The sequence below is a fragment of the Pseudonocardia sp. EC080619-01 genome, from assembly GCF_001420995.1.
In the GTDB taxonomy this organism is placed as follows: Bacteria; Actinomycetota; Actinomycetes; order Mycobacteriales; family Pseudonocardiaceae; genus Pseudonocardia.
In genome coordinates this window covers 3,538,489-3,555,888 of sequence record NZ_CP012184.1, presented here as the reverse complement: position 1 = coordinate 3,555,888, position 17,400 = coordinate 3,538,489, and the positions used below count along the sequence as shown (strand labels likewise).

The 17,400-nt window shown below is 74.3% G+C and carries 17 protein-coding genes and 1 pseudogene; 2 read left to right on the top strand and 16 right to left on the bottom strand.

Features of this window, described 5'->3' with window-relative positions:
• From AD017_RS16615 to AD017_RS16605, 3 genes are all read right to left on the bottom strand, one after another.
• The gene (locus AD017_RS16615) at positions 1 to 402 is read right to left on the bottom strand and encodes a DUF4229 domain-containing protein (protein WP_082398768.1); all 402 of its coding nucleotides are present in this window, start codon (positions 400 to 402) and stop codon (positions 1 to 3) included.
• A 68-nt stretch (positions 403 to 470) separates the two neighbouring features.
• Positions 471 to 791, bottom strand: coding sequence for a DUF6355 family natural product biosynthesis protein (locus AD017_RS16610; RefSeq protein WP_010224107.1), 321 nt, complete (start codon positions 789 to 791; stop codon positions 471 to 473).
• On the bottom strand, positions 791 to 1,108 hold the full coding sequence (locus AD017_RS16605) for a hypothetical protein (protein ID WP_145984061.1): 318 nt from the start codon (positions 1,106 to 1,108) through the stop codon (positions 791 to 793). Before AD017_RS16605 ends, AD017_RS16610 begins: the two co-directional genes overlap by 1 nt.
• A gap of 393 nt (positions 1,109 to 1,501) precedes the next feature.
• Between AD017_RS16605 and AD017_RS16600 the strand changes: the two genes are divergently transcribed.
• Positions 1,502 to 1,714 (top strand): BldC family transcriptional regulator, encoded by a 213-nt coding sequence (locus AD017_RS16600; protein WP_010224110.1) that lies wholly within the window; start codon positions 1,502 to 1,504, stop codon positions 1,712 to 1,714.
• An 81-nt stretch (positions 1,715 to 1,795) separates the two neighbouring features.
• Positions 1,796 to 2,026, top strand: coding sequence for a hypothetical protein (locus AD017_RS16595; RefSeq protein ID WP_010224112.1), 231 nt, complete (start codon positions 1,796 to 1,798; stop codon positions 2,024 to 2,026).
• A gap of 115 nt (positions 2,027 to 2,141) precedes the next feature.
• Here the strand turns inward: AD017_RS16595 and AD017_RS36375 are convergent.
• The 13 genes and pseudogenes from AD017_RS36375 to AD017_RS16530 form a co-directional block, all read right to left on the bottom strand.
• Positions 2,142 to 3,220: pseudogene (locus AD017_RS36375) on the bottom strand (MinD/ParA family protein).
• A 1,006-nt stretch (positions 3,221 to 4,226) separates the two neighbouring features.
• Positions 4,227 to 5,189 carry a c-type cytochrome biogenesis protein CcsB gene (gene ccsB, locus AD017_RS16585; protein ID WP_010225656.1) on the bottom strand — a complete coding sequence of 321 codons (963 nt, stop codon included), beginning with the start codon at positions 5,187 to 5,189 and terminating at the stop codon, positions 4,227 to 4,229.
• 6 nt (positions 5,190 to 5,195) lie between these two features.
• Positions 5,196 to 6,836 carry a cytochrome c biogenesis protein ResB gene (locus AD017_RS16580; protein ID WP_010225654.1) on the bottom strand — a complete coding sequence of 547 codons (1,641 nt, stop codon included), beginning with the start codon at positions 6,834 to 6,836 and terminating at the stop codon, positions 5,196 to 5,198.
• Positions 6,837 to 7,682: a cytochrome c biogenesis CcdA family protein gene (locus AD017_RS16575; protein ID WP_060574776.1), complete on the bottom strand. Its 846-nt coding sequence runs from the start codon at positions 7,680 to 7,682 to the stop codon at positions 6,837 to 6,839.
• An 82-nt stretch (positions 7,683 to 7,764) separates the two neighbouring features.
• Positions 7,765 to 8,361, bottom strand: a complete 597-nt coding sequence (locus AD017_RS16570; RefSeq protein WP_010239755.1) for a TlpA disulfide reductase family protein — start codon at positions 8,359 to 8,361, stop codon at positions 7,765 to 7,767.
• A complete protein-coding gene (locus AD017_RS16565) occupies positions 8,358 to 9,017 on the bottom strand; it encodes a histidine phosphatase family protein (RefSeq protein WP_082398767.1) in 660 nt (219 codons plus the stop codon). Before AD017_RS16565 ends, AD017_RS16570 begins: the two co-directional genes overlap by 4 nt.
• Positions 9,018 to 9,019: 2 nt before the next feature.
• Complete coding sequence (gene hemL / locus AD017_RS16560) at positions 9,020 to 10,342, bottom strand: glutamate-1-semialdehyde 2,1-aminomutase (RefSeq protein WP_060574775.1); 1,323 nt, start codon at positions 10,340 to 10,342, stop codon at positions 9,020 to 9,022.
• A gap of 19 nt (positions 10,343 to 10,361) precedes the next feature.
• Positions 10,362 to 11,060, bottom strand: coding sequence for a hypothetical protein (locus tag AD017_RS16555; protein ID WP_145982519.1), 699 nt, complete (start codon positions 11,058 to 11,060; stop codon positions 10,362 to 10,364).
• Positions 11,061 to 11,295: 235 nt separating this feature from the next.
• Complete coding sequence (gene hemB / locus AD017_RS16550; protein ID WP_082538259.1) at positions 11,296 to 12,270, bottom strand: porphobilinogen synthase; 975 nt, start codon at positions 12,268 to 12,270, stop codon at positions 11,296 to 11,298.
• 86 nt (positions 12,271 to 12,356) lie between these two features.
• On the bottom strand, positions 12,357 to 13,898 hold the full coding sequence (locus AD017_RS16545; RefSeq protein WP_029239855.1) for a uroporphyrinogen-III synthase: 1,542 nt from the start codon (positions 13,896 to 13,898) through the stop codon (positions 12,357 to 12,359).
• A gap of 4 nt (positions 13,899 to 13,902) precedes the next feature.
• The gene (gene hemC / locus AD017_RS16540; protein ID WP_060574772.1) at positions 13,903 to 14,871 is read right to left on the bottom strand and encodes a hydroxymethylbilane synthase; all 969 of its coding nucleotides are present in this window, start codon (positions 14,869 to 14,871) and stop codon (positions 13,903 to 13,905) included.
• The gene (locus AD017_RS16535) at positions 14,868 to 16,286 is read right to left on the bottom strand and encodes a glutamyl-tRNA reductase (protein ID WP_010239771.1); all 1,419 of its coding nucleotides are present in this window, start codon (positions 16,284 to 16,286) and stop codon (positions 14,868 to 14,870) included. Before AD017_RS16535 ends, hemC begins: the two co-directional genes overlap by 4 nt.
• Positions 16,283 to 17,047 (bottom strand): redox-sensing transcriptional repressor Rex, encoded by a 765-nt coding sequence (locus AD017_RS16530; protein ID WP_060574771.1) that lies wholly within the window; start codon positions 17,045 to 17,047, stop codon positions 16,283 to 16,285. The genes AD017_RS16535 and AD017_RS16530 overlap by 4 nt, the downstream gene beginning before the upstream one ends.
• Positions 17,048 to 17,400: the final 353 nt, after the last annotated feature.

The following is a 17,400-nucleotide window of genomic DNA, read 5'->3' as shown; positions in this document are numbered from 1 at the left end:
TCAGGACCGGTCGGCGCGCTCCCCGCCCTGGTCGTCCCGCGCCGGGGGCTCGTCGGCGCCGGCCGGCGCGTCCTGCTCCGGAGCGGGCGGCGGCCCGACGTCACCGCGCAGCTGGGCGCGCAGCGACTCGCGCTCCGCGGAGCGCCGGGCCGTCGCCGTGGCGACCGCCCGGTCCAGCCGGGCGCGCAGCCCGCGGAACAGGACCATCGACAGCGGCAGCGCGACGACCAGCGCCACGAGCAAGGCCACCAGCAGCGGGACCCCGGCGAACCCGAGCAGCAGCGCGATGACCGCGACCAGGCCCAGCCGGGCGAGCGCGTAGAGCGCCACCGTGGCGGCCGGCCCGGGCTCGCCGGCGCGGGCCCGCGCCGCGGCCTGCGGCGGCGGAGTCGGAGACGTCATGGCCACCAGGGTACGGACCGCCGCGCGACCGGCGAGCGGCCACGGACGCCGGTGGCCGGTGGCGTCGCTCAGCAGGTCCCGATCGGGACGGCGTTGCGCACGGCGCCCAGGTCCGGGTTCGCGAAGAGCGGGGTGTCACCGGGCGTCACGCACTTCTCCTCGGTCGCGTAGGTGTACTCGACCCGGATGCGTTCGTTCCCGGGCGAGCAGTTGAGGTAGTTCGCCTTGTTGTTCGTCGTGTCGTTCTCGAGCGTGGAGTACCCGCACTTGGCCGCCTCCGCGGTGCCCGCACCGGCGACGACGGCGGTTCCCGCGCCCGCCACGACCGCGGACCCGACGGCCAGCGCCGCCACGGTCCCCCCGACGATCCCGCGCAGGCGGCGCCGCATCAGCAGCCTCCCTGCGCGGTCGCACCGGTGATGCCCTCCGAGCCGGTGGCGAGGCCCAGCCGGGTGTCCCCCGGGGTCACGCAGACGGTCGGGGCGGCCCCGTTCGCCTGCTGCACGGCGACCTTCTGGTTACCGGGCGAGCAGTTGCCCCAGTGACCGATCTGCCGCTGGCCCCCGCCGATCGGCGCGCTGATCGGGCCCAGCGCGGCGCTGAACCCGGTCGGGGGCACGTCCTCCAGCTGCCGGCTGTACCCGCACGCGACCGCCTCCGCGTCGGGGGCCGGGCCGAGCGCCCCCACGAACGACGTGACCGCCACGGCGGCCACCCCCCAGCACCATCACACGACTCGGTCCACGCACCGTTCTCTCCCTGCCTCGACGTCCGCGGAACCCGCTCCTGCAGCGGGCCCGGCGGGCCGGAGTGTGGTCCGGGGATCCCGGGAGGGCTCCCGAGCGCGCCGGGACCAGGCACCATGGGCGGCGCCACAGGATCGCGTGATGGTGTCCGGAACGGGACACGTTCGCCCGGGCTGTCCGATTGACTCGGATCGTCGCGTTTGCCCTTTAAGAACCCTTTACCTACCGACAACCGTTCGAGTACCTGGGGTCTGTGGTGTCACGATGGCCCGGAACACCGAGCGGTGCCCGGTCGGCGATCTCGCCGGGACGGCACCGCACACGGCACCACGCTGCACTTCCGGGAGGATTCCATGGCAGCTCCGACGCAGGCCCCCGAGCGACTGCTGACCCCGGGCGAGGTGGCCACGCTCTTCCGCGTCGACCCCAAGACCGTGACCCGCTGGGCGTCCGCCGGACGCATCGGCTCGATCCGGACCCCGGGCGGCCACCGCCGGTTCCGCGAGTCCGAGGTCCGCGGTCTCCTGGCCGACCTGACCAGTGAGGCCAGCCCCGGCCTCCGCTGAGTCACACGACCTCCGGGTGAACGCACGACTTCACCCGTACGTCAGGCCACCTTCGCTACGCTGGACAGCGGAGGTGGCCTGATGTTGTTCCTGATCCTTCTGCTCGGTGCGGCCGTCGTCGCTGTTCTGCTCGTGAGGACCCTCCGGTCCGAGCAGGTGGTCTCCGACCGGCTCCCACGACCCGACTTCCCGTGGTCCGCGGGTCAGAAGTCCGAGCGACCACGCACGACCGGTCCCGACGACGACCCCGACTTCCTGCGTCAGCTGGACGAGAAGGTCCGCAACGAGGAGGACCCGCCCGACCGCGCCTGACCCGGGCGCGCGCCCGGACACCTCCCAGGACCCCCGGGTCCACCCCGACCGTTCTCCACGAGGGGCGGTCCGCCGGCTGCGGCGGGCCGCCCTTCCGTGTGTCCGGGCAGTACAGCTAGACCGGGAACCCGTCGGCGACGGCCGCCGCGAGTTCCAGCAGCGCCGTCCGGGTGGGCTCCTCCAGGCTGTCGAGATCGATCTCGGCGCCCTCCTCCAGGTGCGGGTCGAACGGCACCCGCACCACCGCCCGGCACCGCCCGGCGAAGTGCTCCGCGACCCGGTCCAGGTCGACCCCGCCCCCGGCCCGCCGGTAGACCGTGTTGATCACGACGACGGCGTTGCGGACCAGCGGGCCGTAGCCGTGCGCGTCCAGCCAGTCCAGCGTCGCCGAGGCACTGCGGGCGCCGTCGATGGAGCCCGACGACACGATGACCAGCTGGTCGGCCATCCCCAGCACCCCGTACATCGCGGAGTGCATGAGCCCGGTACCGCAGTCGGTCAGCACCAGGTTGTAGAAGTGTTCGAGGAGGTCGACCGCGCGCCGGTAGTCGTCCTCGCTGAACGCCTCCGACACCGCCGGGTCCTGCTCGCTGGCCAGCACCTCGAGCCGGGACACGCCCTGCGAGGTGTAGGCGCGCACGTCGCTGTAGCGGCGCACCTTGTCCGAGTCGCGCAGCAGGTGCCGGACGGTCGCCGTCGTCTCCAGCGGGATCTTCTGGCTGAGCGTGCCGCGGTCCGGGTTCGCGTCGACCGCGACGACCCGGTCACCCCGGTGCGAGGCGAAGGTCGCGCCCAGGGTGGCGGTCACCGTCGTCTTCCCGACGCCGCCCTTCAGGCTCAGCATCGCGATCTTGTGCGAGCTGATCAGGGGGCGGTTCAGCCGGGAGACCAGCTCGCGGCGGTGGATCTCGGCGGGGCTCTCGCCCGGGTTCACGAGCCCGCGGGTCAGCACGTAGACCAGCCGGCGCCAGCCGCTCGCCGGAGCGCGGCGGGCCCCGTGGGCGCCCCGGGACGGGGCCAGGTCCAGGCCGCCGTGCGGCTCGCTGCCGCGACGGTGCTGGGCGGCGCGGGCCTCCACGGCCTCCGGCGGCGTCCAGCGCGGGCGCCGGGGCTCCTCCCGGGAGCCGCGGTCGGTGGCGTCGCGCTCGGCAGCGTCGCGGTCCCAGGACGCGCGCCAGGGTCGCTCCACCGCAGGCCGGGCCACGCTGTCGGAGCGGGCGGGGTCCTCGCCACGGGGCCGCTCCCCGGGACGCGCCGCGGGTCCGTCACCCGCGCGGGACGGACGACGATCCGGTTCCGCCGCGGCTGCCGGTACCTGTTCCGCGGCCGGAGCGGATCCGCGGGCCGGTTCCCGGGACGAGGCGCCGGCCGCCGGGTCGGTGTCCCGGGACGGCGCAGCCTCCTGGCGCGGCGCGGGCGCCTCGTCGGTCGCCGGGTCCGGGGCCCGCGTCCCGGCGGGGGCCTGCCCCGTGACCGGGTCCGCGGCACCGGGCTCGGCGGCCTCGTCGCGGGCGGCCGGTGCGTCCGGGCGACGCCAGATCACCTCGTCGTCCGAGTCGTCGCGGGCGGCGGGCGCGGGCACCGTCCACCACGGTTCCGGATCGCCACCGCCCGTCCGGTAGAGCCCGGTGTCGTCGGGCCCGTGGTCGGTCTCCGACGCCGCGGCCGGGTCGGCGGCGCGGTGCCTGCCGTCGTCGTGCCGGTCCCCACCGGCCGCGTCGTCGCCGGAGCCGTCCGCCTCCCCGGGGCCCGGCGAGGTGCCGGGCGCAGGGTCCTCGGCGGCGTCGGGCGACGCGCGGTGCAGGGCGGACAGGTCCAGGCCGTGCGGCGGGGTGGAGGGGTCGATCTCGTCGACCAGGTCGTCGTCGACGTCGGGCAGTTCGCTGCCCCACGCCGACCCGGACGGCGGCGTCCGGGTGCCCACACCGGCCCGCCCCGGCGCCGGGGCGGACGCGGCCCGCTCGGCCGCCGACGGCGGGCGCTGCTCGGCCGCGCCGGAGGAGCGCGCCGGACCCGCGTCCGGCTGCGCTGCGTCATCGCCGCCCGTGCGGCGACGCCGTCCGAAGGACCGTCCGGCGTTGTCCGCCGCACCCCAGCGCTCCCGCACGTAGCGGCCCACCGACCCGTCGGGCTGCTCGCCGGAACCGTTCTCACTCACGGGTCACGACGTTAGCCCGGTCGAACCCGGGTGGTCGAGACGTCAGAAGCCCGCGTACGAGTGGAGCCCGGAGACCACCATGTTGATGAAGAAGAGATTGAACACGATCGTGGCGAAGCCCAGGACGTTGATCCAGGCCGCCCGGGAGGACCGCCACCCGGACGTGGCCCGCGCGTGCAGGTACGCCGCGTACAGGACCCAGGCCACGAACGCGACGGTCTCCTTCGGGTCCCAGCCCCAGAACCGGTTCCACGCGGCCTCGGCCCACACGGCGCCGGTGATGATCCCGAACGTGTACAGCGGGAACGCCAGCACGGTGACCCGGTAGGCCAGCCGGTCGAGCGCCTCGGCCGACGGCAGCTTGCCCGCCAGCCCCGACGGCTTCCCGCTGCGCTTCATGAGGAACAGCAGGCTCGACACCCCGGGGATGAGCAGCAGTCCGGACGCCAGCGTGATCGTCGTGACGTGGATGATGATCCAGTACGACTGCAGCGCGGGCAGCACGGGCGCCGCCTCGAGGTAGAGCACCGTGCCGGTGACGAACATCAGCAGCACGACCGGCGTGAGCACGAACACACCCGCCGGCCGCAGGGCCGGGTGCCTCCGGAGGAGCACCAGCCACGCGACGACCGCCATGAAGCACAGGGCCGAGGTGAACTCGTACATGTTGCCGAGCGGCCAGCGGTAGGCGGCGAACCCGCGCAGCACGATCGACCCGATGTGGGTGAGCGCCGCCAGGACCATGAGCGAGACGCCGATCCGGCCGTACCGGTCCGACCGGGGACGGCCCGGCGCCGCACCGGCGTCGTCGGGGGCCTCCGCCACCGCGACGGCCGTGTCGCCGTCGCCCGCTCCCCCGACCGTGGCCGGTTCCTTGCTGGTCGCCTTCGCCACCCGGGCGGCGGCGTACTCCAGCGTGGTGAACACCAGTGCGAGCAGGAGCACGACGAGCGTGGCCTGGAACAGGTGGTCGCTCCACTCCGACAACACGGGATCGACGAGCATCTGACCTCAACCGTCCTTCTTCGTCGTCTTCTCGAGCAGTTCCCCCGCGAGCCGGTCGAACTCCTCGCCGTACCCGGCCCGGTCCGTGCGGGCCAGGCCGCCGGTCTCGATCCGGCTACCGCCGTCACGGGGCACGACCCGCACCCAGAACCGGCGGCGCTTGATCGTCAGTGACAGGGTCAGCCCGCCCAGCATCACGATCGCCGACACGAGCACCCAGGACTGCGTCGGGTCGTGGCCGACCAGCAGGTTCACCCAGGGCGTCACCCCGTCGAACCGGACGACCGTCCCGTCGGGCAGCCGTACCGTGTCGCCGATGCCGAGCCGGGCCTGGGCGACCGATCGCAGCTCGCCGTCGTCGATCTTCTGCTGGTCGACGCTGAAGATCGACTGGCCGCGGCCGTCGTCGATGCCCAGGTCGCCGAGCATGACGTCCACGTCCGCCGTCGGCGCCCGCAGGTCCGGGTGCACCGAGGCGAGGTTCCCCTCCTGGTCGACCGCGCCGGTCGGGGCGAACGTGCCGGTCACCGCGAGCTGCGTGGTGCGCCGCACGTCGGGGTCGGTGACACCGGGTCGCTCGAACTTGGTCGCGCCCTCCGACAGCTGGGTGCCGCCCTGGTCCACCGGCCGCCACTGGATGTCGCCGGTGCGGCTCTGGCCGTCCGGCCAGGTGACGGTGAACTCCGGCGCGTACCCGTAGCCGGTCATGTAGACGCGGTCGCCGTCGGTGCGCAGCGGGTGGTTCACGGCGAGCTCGTAGGGGCGCCAGGTCGTGACGCCGTTCTCGAGGTCCTCGCCGGTCTGGTAGCCGATCTGCGACGCGAACGACGACGCCTGGCCGTTGGGGAGCCAGCTCCCGTCGAACCGGTCGACCTTGACGCAGAACTCGTTGAGCTCGGTGCCGTCGATGCGCAGGCCGGCGTTGAACGTGTCGTAGCCGAGGATCGAGCTGTTGCAGAACTCGCTGCCGTCGGCGCGGACGATGACGTCGCCGTCGTAGCCGTAGAGCTTGCCGCCCGCCATGCCGACCAGGATCCCGATCAGGCTGAGGTGGAAGATCAGGTTGCCGGTCTCGCGCAGGTACCCGCGCTCGGCGGAGATCGTCCGGGACCCGTCGTCCTCGACGCGCTCGGTCCGCCGCCAGCCGCGCAGCAGCGTCCGGGCCCGGGTGAGCACCGCGTCCGGGTCCTCGGCGCTGTCGCCCCCGGTGTGGTGCGGCAGCCGGGACAGGTTCCGCGGGGTCCGCACGGGGGGCTGGCGCATGCCGCGCCAGAACTCCAGCGAGCGGGGCAGCACGCAGCCGACCAGGGAGATCATCAGCAGCAGGTAGATGGCCGCGAACCACGGGGTCGCGAACACCTCGAAGCCGCCGACGGCCTCGACGACCGGGGCCACGAGCGGGTTGTCGGCGTAGAAGTCGTCTACCAGCGACGCGTTCAGCGAGCGCTGCGGAAGCAGCGCACCGGGGAGCGCGGCCAGCGCCAGCAGGAACAGCAGCACCAGGGCGGTGCGCATGCTGGTCAGGCCACGCCAGGTGTTGCGCAGGAACGCCCACACCGTGGACAGCGGTCCCGGCCGGTGCGACGGTGGCTCGCCGTCCGGTGACGTCACGGGCGGCTGCGGCGGGGCGGTCGGCGGGGAGCTCATCTAGATGGGCGGGGTGAACCCGGCGATCGAGACCTGCAGGGCGACCAGCCACCGGGCCCAGAGCCCGGAGACCAGCAGGGCACCGACGACGACCAGCAGCGCCCCGCCGGCGACCTGGATCGCCCGGGTGTGCCTGCGCAGCCAGCCCAGCGCACCGACCGCGCGGGTGGCGCCGAGCGCGATCAGCACGAACGGGATGCCCAGCCCCGCGCAGTAGGCGAGGATCAGGACGACGCCGCGCAGCGATCCGCCACCGGTGCCCGCGGCGACGGCGACGACACCGGCCAGCGTCGGGCCGATGCAGGGCACCCAGCCCAGCCCGAACACGGCGCCCAGCAGCGGGGCGCCGGCCAGCCCGGCGCGGGGGGTCCAGTGCGCGCGGTACTCACGCTGGAGGGCGGGGATGAGCCCGGCGAACGCCAGCCCCATCACGATCATCACGACGCCGCCGATCCGCTGGAGCACGGCCTCGTTGTCGATCAGCACGTCGGACAGCCAGACGGCACCGACCATGATCGCGCCGAAGACGACGGTGAACCCGCCGACGAACAGCAGCGCGGCGCCGGCGACCCGCCAGCGGCCGTCGGCGGTGCGTCGCCCGGCGACGACGGTGCCGCCCGGCCCGGTGGCCCCCGGCCCGGCGGACCGGGCGGCGGCGCGCTCGGCGGCCTCGGCCGGCGTCACCGGCGGGGACTGCGCGCCGACGAGCCCGGCCAGGTATGCGAGGTAGCCGGGGACCAGCGGGACGACGCACGGCGAGGCGAAGCTGACCAGCCCGGCGGCGACCGAGACCAGCGCTGCGAGCAGCAGCGGTCCCGAGATCGCCAGTGTGGTGGTCGCGTCCATCGAATCCCAGGGTAGAAGGGCGACACGCCGCAACGTTCAGCGGGTTCTACAACGTGTAGTGCGACCGTGTGGTCGCCGTGGGTCACCCGGTCGCGGCCGGTGCCGGTTCCGCGGCCAGCTTCGTGATCAGCGGCAACAGGTCCGAGCTGCCCACCGGCACCAGGAACACCGCCGCGACCCGGGCCTGGCGGTCCAGCACGATCGTCGACGGGACGACGTTGCGCGGGTACCCGTCGAGCCGGGCGAGGGTGCGGCCGGACTCGTCGAAGATCGAGTCGTAGGTGAGCCCGCGGTCGTTGGCGAAGTCCTGCGCCGCCTGCCGGTCGTCGCGGACGTCGATGCCGAGCACGACGGCGTCGTCGCGGGCGGTGTCCTGCACCGCCTGCAGCTCCGGTGCCTCGGTACGGCACGGGCCGCACCACGAACCCCAGATGTTGATCACGCGGACCATGCCGGGGTGGTCGCCGATCCCGACCTCCGTCCCGGGCCTCAGCAGGCTCTCGCCCCGCAGGTCGGTGATCGGGCTGCGGCTCTCCGGCGGGTCGTAGGTGATCCGGGTCTGGCCGCCCGGGGCGACGAACCGGAACTCCTGCGGCCCGGAGCCGACGGCGTCGCGGCCGACACCGCAGCCCCCCACCAGCAGCAGCGCGGCGAGCAGCGGGAGCAGGACGCGCCTCATGCGCCGGTCACCATCGCGCCGCTGGGCCCGGCCGGCTCGGCGTAGCGGAGCCCGGTCATCCGCGCCCCGGTGAACTCGACGCTGGTCAGGGACGCGAGCGCGCACTGCCTGCGGCGCGGGTCGTGCCAGAGCCGCTGCCCGAGCAGGTAGCGGCGCACCGTCCAGATCGGCAGCTGGTGCGAGACACAGACGATCTCCCGGCCGGGTGCCAGCTCCCGCGCGGCGTGCAGCGCGCCCAGCATCCGGTGCGCGATGTCGAGGTACGGCTCGCCCCAGGACGGTGTGAACGGGTCACGCAGCAGCCGCCAGGCGTGCGGGCGCCGCAGCGCGCCGTCGCCGACGGCGAAGCGCTTGCCCTCGAAGAGGTTCCCGGACTCGATCAGCCCGTCGTCGGTGCCGATCTCGACACCGTGCGCGTCCGCGATCGGGCCCGCCGTCTGCTGCGCACGCAGCAGCGGCGAGGCGACGACCGCCGCGACGTCGTTGTCACCGAGGTGCAGGGCGACCGTCTTGGCCTGCGCCTCGCCGTGGTCGGAGAGGCGGAAGCCCGGTCGGCGGCCGTAGAGCACCTTCTCCGGGTTGTGCACCTCGCCGTGCCGCAGCAGGTGCACGACGGTCACCGGGCCGCTCGGGGCGGGGCTGGTCCGGTCACCCACGCTCAGGCCCCGTCCGGACGGGTGGCGGACGCGGCGGCCTTCGCGGCAGCGTCGACACCGGTCTCGATCTGCTCGAACGCGGCGTCGTCGAGGGCGGTGGAGACGAACCACCCCTCGAACGCCGACGGCGGCGAGTAGACCCCGTGGTCGAGCAGGGCGTGGAAGAACGCCGGGTGCCGCCAGGTCTCGGCGGCCTTCGCGCCGGCGTAGCCCGTGACCGGGGTGTCGGTGAAGAACGGGGAGAACATGGTGCCCGCGTACTGCACGGTGTGCGGGACGCCCTCGCGGGTCAGCGCGTCGGTGACCATCCGGCCGATCCGGTCGGCGTTCGCCGCCAGGGTCGCGTAGGCGGCGTCGTCGGCGTTGCGGAGCGTGGTGAGCCCCGCGGCGACGGCGACCGGGTTCCCGGCGAGGGTGCCCGCCTGGTAGACCGGCCCGGCCGGGGCCAGGAACGACATGTGCTCGACGGAGCCGCCGAACGCGGCCGCCGGGAGCCCGCCGGACATGACCTTGCCGAAGGTGTAGAGGTCGCCGGCGACGCCGTCGCAGCCGAACCAGCCCTGCTTCGACGCACGGAAGCCGGTCATCACCTCGTCGACCACCAGCAGCGCGCCGTTCGCGTGGCACAGGTCCCGCAGGGCGGCGTTGAAGCCCTCGACCGGCGGGACGACGCCCATGTTCCCGGCCGCCGCCTCGGTGATCACGCAGGCGATGTCCGCACCGCGCTCGGCGAACACCGCACGGACGGCGTCGACGTCGTTGTAGGGCAGGACGACCGTGTCGGCCGCCTGCGCCCCGGTGACGCCCGGGCTGGTCGGCAGGCCGAGCGTCGCCACCCCGGACCCGGCGTCGGCGAGCAGCGCGTCGACGTGGCCGTGGTAGCAGCCGGAGAACTTGACGACCACGCTGCGGCCGGTGATCCCGCGGGCGAGCCGGATCGCGCTCATCGTCGCCTCGGTGCCCGAGTTGACCAGCCGGACCTGCTCGACCGGGGTCCGGTCGACGATCTCGGCGGCCAGGTCGATCTCCCCCGGCGTCGGCGTGCCGAACGACAGGCCCTGCGACGCCGCGGACCGCACCGCCTCGACGACGGCCGGGTGCGCGTGCCCGAGGATCATCGGCCCCCAGGACGACACCAGGTCGACGTAGCGGCCGCCGTCGGCGTCGGTCAGCCGGCAGCCGTCGGCGGCGACCATGAACCGCGGGGTCCCTCCGACCGAATTGAACGCACGGACCGGGGAGTTCACCCCGCCCGGGATCAGCTCGGTCGCCCGCTCGAACAGGCGGGCCGACTCCTTCGGTTCCGGGTTCTGCGGAGTGCTCACGCCGCCAGTCTCCCAGCCGTCAGGCAGGCCGCTGTGCGGCCCCGACCTTGCGGGAGGCGTACCACTCGTTCGCCGGGCGGCTGTAGAGCATCACGACGCCGGCCGAGGCGACCGCCACCACCAGCACCGCGAACAGCGGCAGCGACGAAGCCATGATCAGCAGCAACGGCAGCCCGTAGACGCCGGTGAGGATCGCGACCGTGAGCCGTGCCCCCGGCCGCCCGAGGAACGCCACGACGGCCAGCGCCGCGTAGACCAGCGCCAACACCAGGAAGATCCCGCCCATCACCCGGAACAGCTGGGTCAGCTGGTCCATCGTGATCCCGGCCTGCGCCATCGCCTGGTCGAGCTGGTCGCGCGGGATGCCGGACTCGTCCAGGAGCGCGTCGTCCACCGTGAGGAACATCGTCGTGATCCCCATGACCAGGAACGGGACCGTCGCGGCGATCAGCAGGATCAGCCCGGTCAGCACCTGGCGCGGCCGCACGACCTTCCCGCCACCGGACGGTGCCGGGCCCCAGCCGCCCGCGGTGTTCCACTGCGGGGCCTGGCCGGCCTGGCCGGCCTGGTCCGGGGCCTGCTGCGGGTACGGCGCGGGCTGCATACCCGGGGTCCAGCCCTGCGGGTACGGGTTCTGCGGGTACTGCGGGTAGGCCCCCGACGACGGGCCCGGCCGGTAGTACTGCGGTGGGCCCTGCTGTCCGGGGTCGTTGCTCACGCCCACCACGGTAGCCGGACAGGTGTCCGGTTTGCCACGTTCGGCGGTACCGCGGACGGGTTCGCCTCAGCTCGCGGCCCGTGGCCTCCGCCCGGCGGACCGGGCCACTCCTTCCGGAGAATCGCTTCCCCAGGCAGCGATCTCGCAGAACCCACCCGTCCCGCAGACCCCGGCATCGGTGCGCGGACGCGGTCGCCCCGCGCGGAGCAGACCGGGAGCGGCCCGGCGCGGAGGCTCAGTCCAGCCAGCCCGCGGCCTCGGTGGCCCAGTAGGTGAGGACGACGTCGGCGCCCGCCCGGCGGATCGACGTGAGGGTCTCCAGGATCGTCCGGTCGCGGTCCAGCCAGCCCTTCTCGACGGCAGCCTCGATCATCGCGTACTCGCCGGAGATCTGGTATGCCGCGACGGGGACGTCGGCGACGTCGGCGACGCGGGAGAGCACGTCGAGATAGGCCAGCGCGGGCTTGACCATGACCAAGTCGGCGCCCTCGTCGAGGTCGAGGGCGAGCTCGCGCAGCGCCTCGCGGGCGTTGCCGCCGTCCTGCTGGTAGGTCTTGCGGTCGCCCTTGAGCTGCGAGTTCACCGCCTCGCGGAACGGCCCGTAGAACGCCGAGGCGTACTTCGCCGTGTAGGCGAGGATGCCGGTGTCGGTGAACCCGGCCTCGTCGAGCGCCTCCCGGATGACGCCGACCTGGCCGTCCATCATCCCGCTCGGCCCGACCAGGTGGGCGCCGGCGCGGGCCTGCTCGACGCCCATCCGCGCGTAGACGTCGAGGGTGGCGTCGTTGTCGACCCCGCCCTCGGCGTCGAGCACGCCGCAGTGGCCGTGGTCGGTGAACTCGTCGAGGCACAGGTCGGCCATGACGACGAGATCGTCGCCGACCTCGGCCCGCACGTCGCGCAGCGCGACGTTGAGGACCCCGTCGGGGTCGACGGCGCCGGAGCCGGTCGCGTCGTGCACCGCGGGGACGCCGAACAGCATCACCCCGCCGACGCCGGCCGACGCCGCCTCCGCGACCGCCTTGCGCAGGGTGTCGCGGGTGTGCTGGACGACGCCGGGCATCGACGAGATCGGCACCGGTTCGGTCGCGCCCTCACGGACGAACATCGGCAGCACCAGCTGCCGGGGACGGACCTCGGTCTCGGAGACCAGCCGCCGCATCGCGGGGGTGGTCCGCAACCGACGGGGGCGCTGCGCCGGGAAACCCATGCGCTCCAGGTTACGACCGTCCCGAACACACGTCGGCCCCGCGTCCCCCGGCGGGCGGGGTACACGGGGCCGGACGGGCGCGCCGCTCAGCGGCGGCGAGCCTTGACCTTCTTCGGCGGCGGGAGGTTCCCCTCGGCGCGCAGCTTCGCGGTGTGCGAGGCCAGCGCGTCGACCAGGGTCGGGACCCGGGACTCCTCGGGCTGCACGTCCACCCGCAGGCCGAACTCGCGGGCGGTCTCCGCGGTCGCCGGGCCGATGCAGGCGACCAGAGTGCGGGCGTGCGGCTTGCCGGCGATGCCGACCAGGTTCCGCACCGTCGACGACGAGGTGAAGCAGACCGCGTCGAACCCGCCGGTCTTGATCGCCTCACGGATCGGCGCGGGCGGCGGGGCGGCGCGGACGGTCCGGTAGGCCGTCACGTCGTCGACCTCCCAGCCGCGCTCCTGCAGCCCGGCGGACAGCGTCTCGGTGGCGATGTCGGCGCGCGGCAGGAGGACGCGGTCGACCGGGTCCAGGACGTCGTCGTGCGGCGGGAAGATGTCCAGCAGGCCCTCCGAGGTGGAGGACTGCGCCTCGTCGATGTCCGGGACCAGCTCGGGCTCGATGCCGAACTCGCGGACCTTCTCCGCGGTCGACCGGCCCACGCAGGCGATCTTCACGCCGGAGAACGCGCGGGCGTCGAGACCGAACTCGTGGAACTTCTCCCAGACGGCCTTCACCGCGTTGGTCGAGGTGAAGACGACCCACTGGTAGCGGCCGTCGACGAGGCCCTTGACCGAGCGCTCCATCTGCGCGGGCGACCGGGGCGGCTCGACGGCGATCGTCGGCACCTCCTCCGGAATGGCACCGTGCATGCGCAGCCGCTCGCTCATCACGCCGGCCTGGTCCTTGGTCCGCGGGACCAGCACCCGCCAGCCGTACAGCGCGCGGGACTCCCACCAGGAGAGCTCGCCACGGCGGCCTGCGGCGTCGCCCACGGCCAGGACCAGCGGGCCCTCGAGGTCGCCGCCGTCGGAGGCGAGCTTGCCGACCGACGACGAGACGGTCCGCTGGGTGGAGGTGGTGCCGCCCGAGGTGACCGCGACGGGGGTCTCGCCGGGCACGCCCTGGGCGGAGAGCCCGGCCGCGACGTCGCCGAGGAGCGCACCGGTGGCGTGCAGCACGACCGGCCCGGGCGACGCGGCCAGCGCCGCCCAGTCGACGCCCGCGCGGACGTCGGCCTCGACGTGCGCCGAGCCCAGGGCGACACCGGCGTAGGCCGGGACCGCCGTGGACGCGGGCACGCCCGGCACGACGTCGAACGCCGTGCCCGAGGCGGAGACGGCCATCGCCTCGGCGACGACCGCGTCGTTGGTCAGCGGGTCGCCGGAGACCAGCCGGGCCACCGACCGGCCCTGGCCGGCCTCGCCGAGCAGGTCGCTCGCGATGTCGGCGGGCTGGCCGACGGCGGGCCGCACCTCGGCCCCGTCGGCGGCGAGGGCGAGGATCGACTCCGGCACGTCCGGGTCGGTGATCACCAGCGGTGAGCCGGCGAGCACGTCCCGGGCGCGGACGGTGAGCAGTGCCGGGTCACCCGGTCCGCTGCCCACGAAGGCGATCCGCCCCGGGGTGTTGGCAGGTCCTGTCATCGTTTTAAGAACTCCCGATCCAGCGGTTCACGGAGCCGAGGCCCGCGGGGCGCAGGTCCTCTCCTCCCAGGTCGAGCAGCTCGTGTGCCAGCGTGGCTCCGAGCTTCTCGGCGGCGTCCATCTCTCCGGTGACGGAGGTGCGCAGCACGTCGCCCTCCGTGATGTCCCCGACCCCTGTCACCGCACGCAGCGACAGCCGGTCGACCGCGCGCCCGTCGTCGTCCAGGTCCGAGACGACGTCGGCCAGCGCACCGACCGGGGCGGTGCAGCCGGCCTCGAGGGTGGCCAGGACGGCCCGCTCGGCGGCGACGGCGGCGCGGACGCCCGGGTCGTCGAGCACCGAGCGCAGCACGTCCGCCAGCCCGGTGTCCGTCTCGCGGCACTCGATCGCGAGGGCGCCCTGGGCGGGGGCGGGCAGCATCTGCAGCGGATCGATCAGCTCGTCCGCCTCCTCGATGCGGCCCAGCCGGCGGAGCCCGGCCGCGGCGACGACCACCGCGTCCAGCTCGCCGGAACGGACCTTCCCGATGCGGGTGTCCACGTTGCCGCGGATCGGCACCACCTCGAGCCCCTGGCCGAGCGCGTAGAGCTGCGCGGCACGGCGCGGCGAGCCGGTGCCCACCCGGGCCCCGCGGCCCAGCTCCCCCAGCACGCGGCCGCCGGTGACGAGCGCGTCGCGGGGGTCCTCCCGGCCCGGGACCGCGGCGATCCGCAGGTGCTCGGGCTGGGCGGTGGGAAGGTCCTTGAACGAGTGCACGGCGACGTCGATGTCGCCCGCGTCCAGCGCGTCCCGCAACGCCGACACGAACACCCCGACGCCGAGCTGCGTCACCGGCGCCATCGAGCGGTCACCACTGGTGGAGACGGTGACGAGCTCGGACGGGTGCCCGGCGGCGGTCAGCCGGTCGGCGATCGTCGTCGACTGTGCGACCGCCAGCTTCGACGGTCGCGTCCCGATCTTCAGCGTGCTCACGAGATCTGCTCCGGGGGGCGGGACCCGAGCGACGGCTGCCCGTCGACCGGTGCGTTCAGTGCGGCCGTCACGTCGTTGCCGTCGACGGTCGCGTCGGAGCCGCGGACGGGTGCCGCGACCGCGGCCGCGGCCTGCGGGTCGAGCTCGAACAGGGTGCGCAGCGCGGCGGCGTAGCTGTCCCCGTCCGGCCCCTCGGCCAGGCGCTTGACCTGCACCGTCGGGGTGTGCAGGAGCTTGTCGACGACGCGGCGGACGGTGCGGGAGAGCTCCTCGCGCACATCCCCGTCCAGGTCGGGCAGCCGTCCGTCCAGGCGGAGCAGCTCGGCGTCGACGACCTCGGAGGCCCGACGGCGCAGCGCCGTGACGGTCGGGGTCACCTCGGCCGAGCGCTGCCCGGCCAGGTACTGCTGCGCCTCGGCGTCGACCATCTTCTGGGCGGCCGCGACCGAGCCGCCGTCGGTGGCGTCGAGCAGCCGGCGCTGCAGCGTGATCAGGTCGACCACCCGGACACCGGGCAGGTCGGCGACGGCCGGGTCGACGTCGCGGGGCAGGCCCAGGTCGCACACGACCAGCGGGCGCTCGCGACCGGCACCGGACAGTGCCTCGGCGACCGGGCCGGCGTCGACGACGTGGCCGATCGCCCCGGTGCAGGCGAGCATCAGGTCCGCGGTGCGCAGCTCGGCGGCCAGGTCCTCCATCGGCGCGGACCGCGCCGCGGTGCCCTGCTCGAGCACCTTCTCCACCAGGCGCTCGCCGCGCTCGGCGGAACGGTTGAGGACGACGATCTCGCTCGCCCCGGCCCGGCGCAGGTGCGCGGCGGCCAGCGCGCCCATCGCACCGGCGCCGACGATCACGGCGCGGGTGCCGTCGAGACCGGTGCCGCCCAGCTCCCGGTCGGCGTCGCGCAGCGCCTCGGAGACCACCGAGGCGCCCGCCTCGTCGATCCCGGTGCCGGCGTGCACCCGCTTGCCGACCCGCAGTGCCTGCTGCACCAGCTCGTGCAGCACCTTGCCGACCGAGCCCGACTCGTCGGCGGTGGCGTAGGCGCTGCGCAGCTGGCCGAGGATCTGCGACTCGCCGACGACCATCGAGTCCAGGCCGGCGGCCAGCTGGAACAGGTGCTGGACGGCCGAGCCCGCGTAGTGCACGAAGAGGTGGTCGGACAGCTCGCCGATCGGGAAGCCGGCGTAGCCGCCGAGCACGTCGGTGACGTCACCCAGGCCGCCGTGGAACGCGTCCACGACCGCACAGATCTCGATCCGGTTGCACGTCGAGAGGAGGACGGCCTCCTCGACGTGCGTGCGGTCGAGCATCTCCTCGAGCAGCTTGGGCACGTCGCCCGGGGCGACGGCGAGGCGCTCCAGCACCTCGACCGGCGCACTGCGGTGCGACAGGCCGACCACGAGGACGCTCATCGCGGGGACACCACCGATCCGTTCGTCTCGCTCGTCTCCCGGCCGGCGGCCGGGACCGTGGTCTCACCGGCGGTGTGCCGGCGGGCCACGTGGAACGCGAGGACCTGCAGCTCGACCGAGAGGTCGACCTTGCGGACCTCGACGTCGTCCGGCACCTGCAGCAGCACCGGAGCGAAGTTGAGGATGGACTGCACACCGCTCCGTACGAGCAGGTCGCAGACCGCCTGGGCCGCGGGGCCGGGCGTCGCGATCATCCCGATGGTCACGCCGTCGGCGGCACAGACCTCGGGGATGTCGCGGACGTGCCGCACGCGGATGCCGTTGATGTCGCTGCCGACGAGGTCGTCGTCGACGTCGAACAGGGCGCCGACCGGGAAGCCACGGCCGGCGAACCCGGCGTACCCGGCGAGGGCGTGACCGAGGTTGCCGACCCCGACCAGTGCCACCGACTGCCGGTGGTCCATGCCCAGCTCGCCCTGCAGCCGCGCCTGCAGCGACGCCACGTCGTACCCGACGCCGCGGACGCCGTAGGACCCCAGGTAGGAGAGGTCCTTGCGCAGCTTGGCGGAGTTCACGCCGGACGCACCCGCGAGCTCCTCCGAGGAGACGGTCTCGACGCCGGACTCCCGCAGCTCACCCAGCACACGCAGGTAGACGGCGAGCCGGGAGACGGTGGCCTCGGGTACCGGGCGGACGGGGCGCTCGCCGTCCGGCTGGTCGGCCGGGACGGCCGGGGCACCGGTCTCGGGCGGCAGGCTCACGGGCCTTCCTCCTCCGGCGTCGGTCGCGGGCGGGCGGGGCGCGATGTCGTTCCGGCTCCCGTCCCGCTCGCGGGGGGTTGTCCGCGGACGGTCGGTCATCGAAACTGATCGCACTCCGGGTCGGGGCTGTGCTGTCCGCACCTCTGGCACCAGGGGTGCGGTCACCGGTGCCCGTGCGCGGACCGGTCGGCGGACGGCCGGTCGACGCCGCGCGGGCTGGCCCGGTGGCACGGTGCCGCACGAGCGGCGATGCCGCCGGGCACGGCGACGGGAACCCACGGTAGCCGCTTGTGAAGGCCCGCACAAAGTTGCGATCTTGGTCCTCCGCGTGCTCTCTCCGGGCTCTGACCTGG

Excerpts from the sequence above, each read along its gene's own strand:
- AD017_RS16610 (WP_010224107.1), bottom strand. The coding sequence starts at position 791 with ATGCGGCGCCGCCTGCGCGGGATCGTCGGGGGGACCGTGGCGGCGCTG.
- AD017_RS16615 (WP_082398768.1), bottom strand. The coding sequence starts at position 402 with ATGACGTCTCCGACTCCGCCGCCGCAGGCCGCGGCGCGGGCCCGCGCC.
- AD017_RS16595 (WP_010224112.1), top strand. The coding sequence starts at position 1,796 with ATGTTGTTCCTGATCCTTCTGCTCGGTGCGGCCGTCGTCGCTGTTCTG.
- ccsB (WP_010225656.1), bottom strand. The coding sequence starts at position 5,189 with ATGCTCGTCGATCCCGTGTTGTCGGAGTGGAGCGACCACCTGTTCCAG.
- AD017_RS16600 (WP_010224110.1), top strand. The coding sequence starts at position 1,502 with ATGGCAGCTCCGACGCAGGCCCCCGAGCGACTGCTGACCCCGGGCGAG.
- hemB (WP_082538259.1), bottom strand. The coding sequence starts at position 12,270 with ATGGGTTTCCCGGCGCAGCGCCCCCGTCGGTTGCGGACCACCCCCGCG.
- AD017_RS16570 (WP_010239755.1), bottom strand. The coding sequence starts at position 8,361 with ATGAGGCGCGTCCTGCTCCCGCTGCTCGCCGCGCTGCTGCTGGTGGGG.
- AD017_RS16575 (WP_060574776.1), bottom strand. The coding sequence starts at position 7,682 with ATGGACGCGACCACCACACTGGCGATCTCGGGACCGCTGCTGCTCGCA.
- AD017_RS16545 (WP_029239855.1), bottom strand. The coding sequence starts at position 13,898 with ATGACAGGACCTGCCAACACCCCGGGGCGGATCGCCTTCGTGGGCAGC.
- AD017_RS16580 (WP_010225654.1), bottom strand. The coding sequence starts at position 6,836 with ATGAGCTCCCCGCCGACCGCCCCGCCGCAGCCGCCCGTGACGTCACCG.
- AD017_RS16535 (WP_010239771.1), bottom strand. The coding sequence starts at position 16,286 with ATGAGCGTCCTCGTGGTCGGCCTGTCGCACCGCAGTGCGCCGGTCGAG.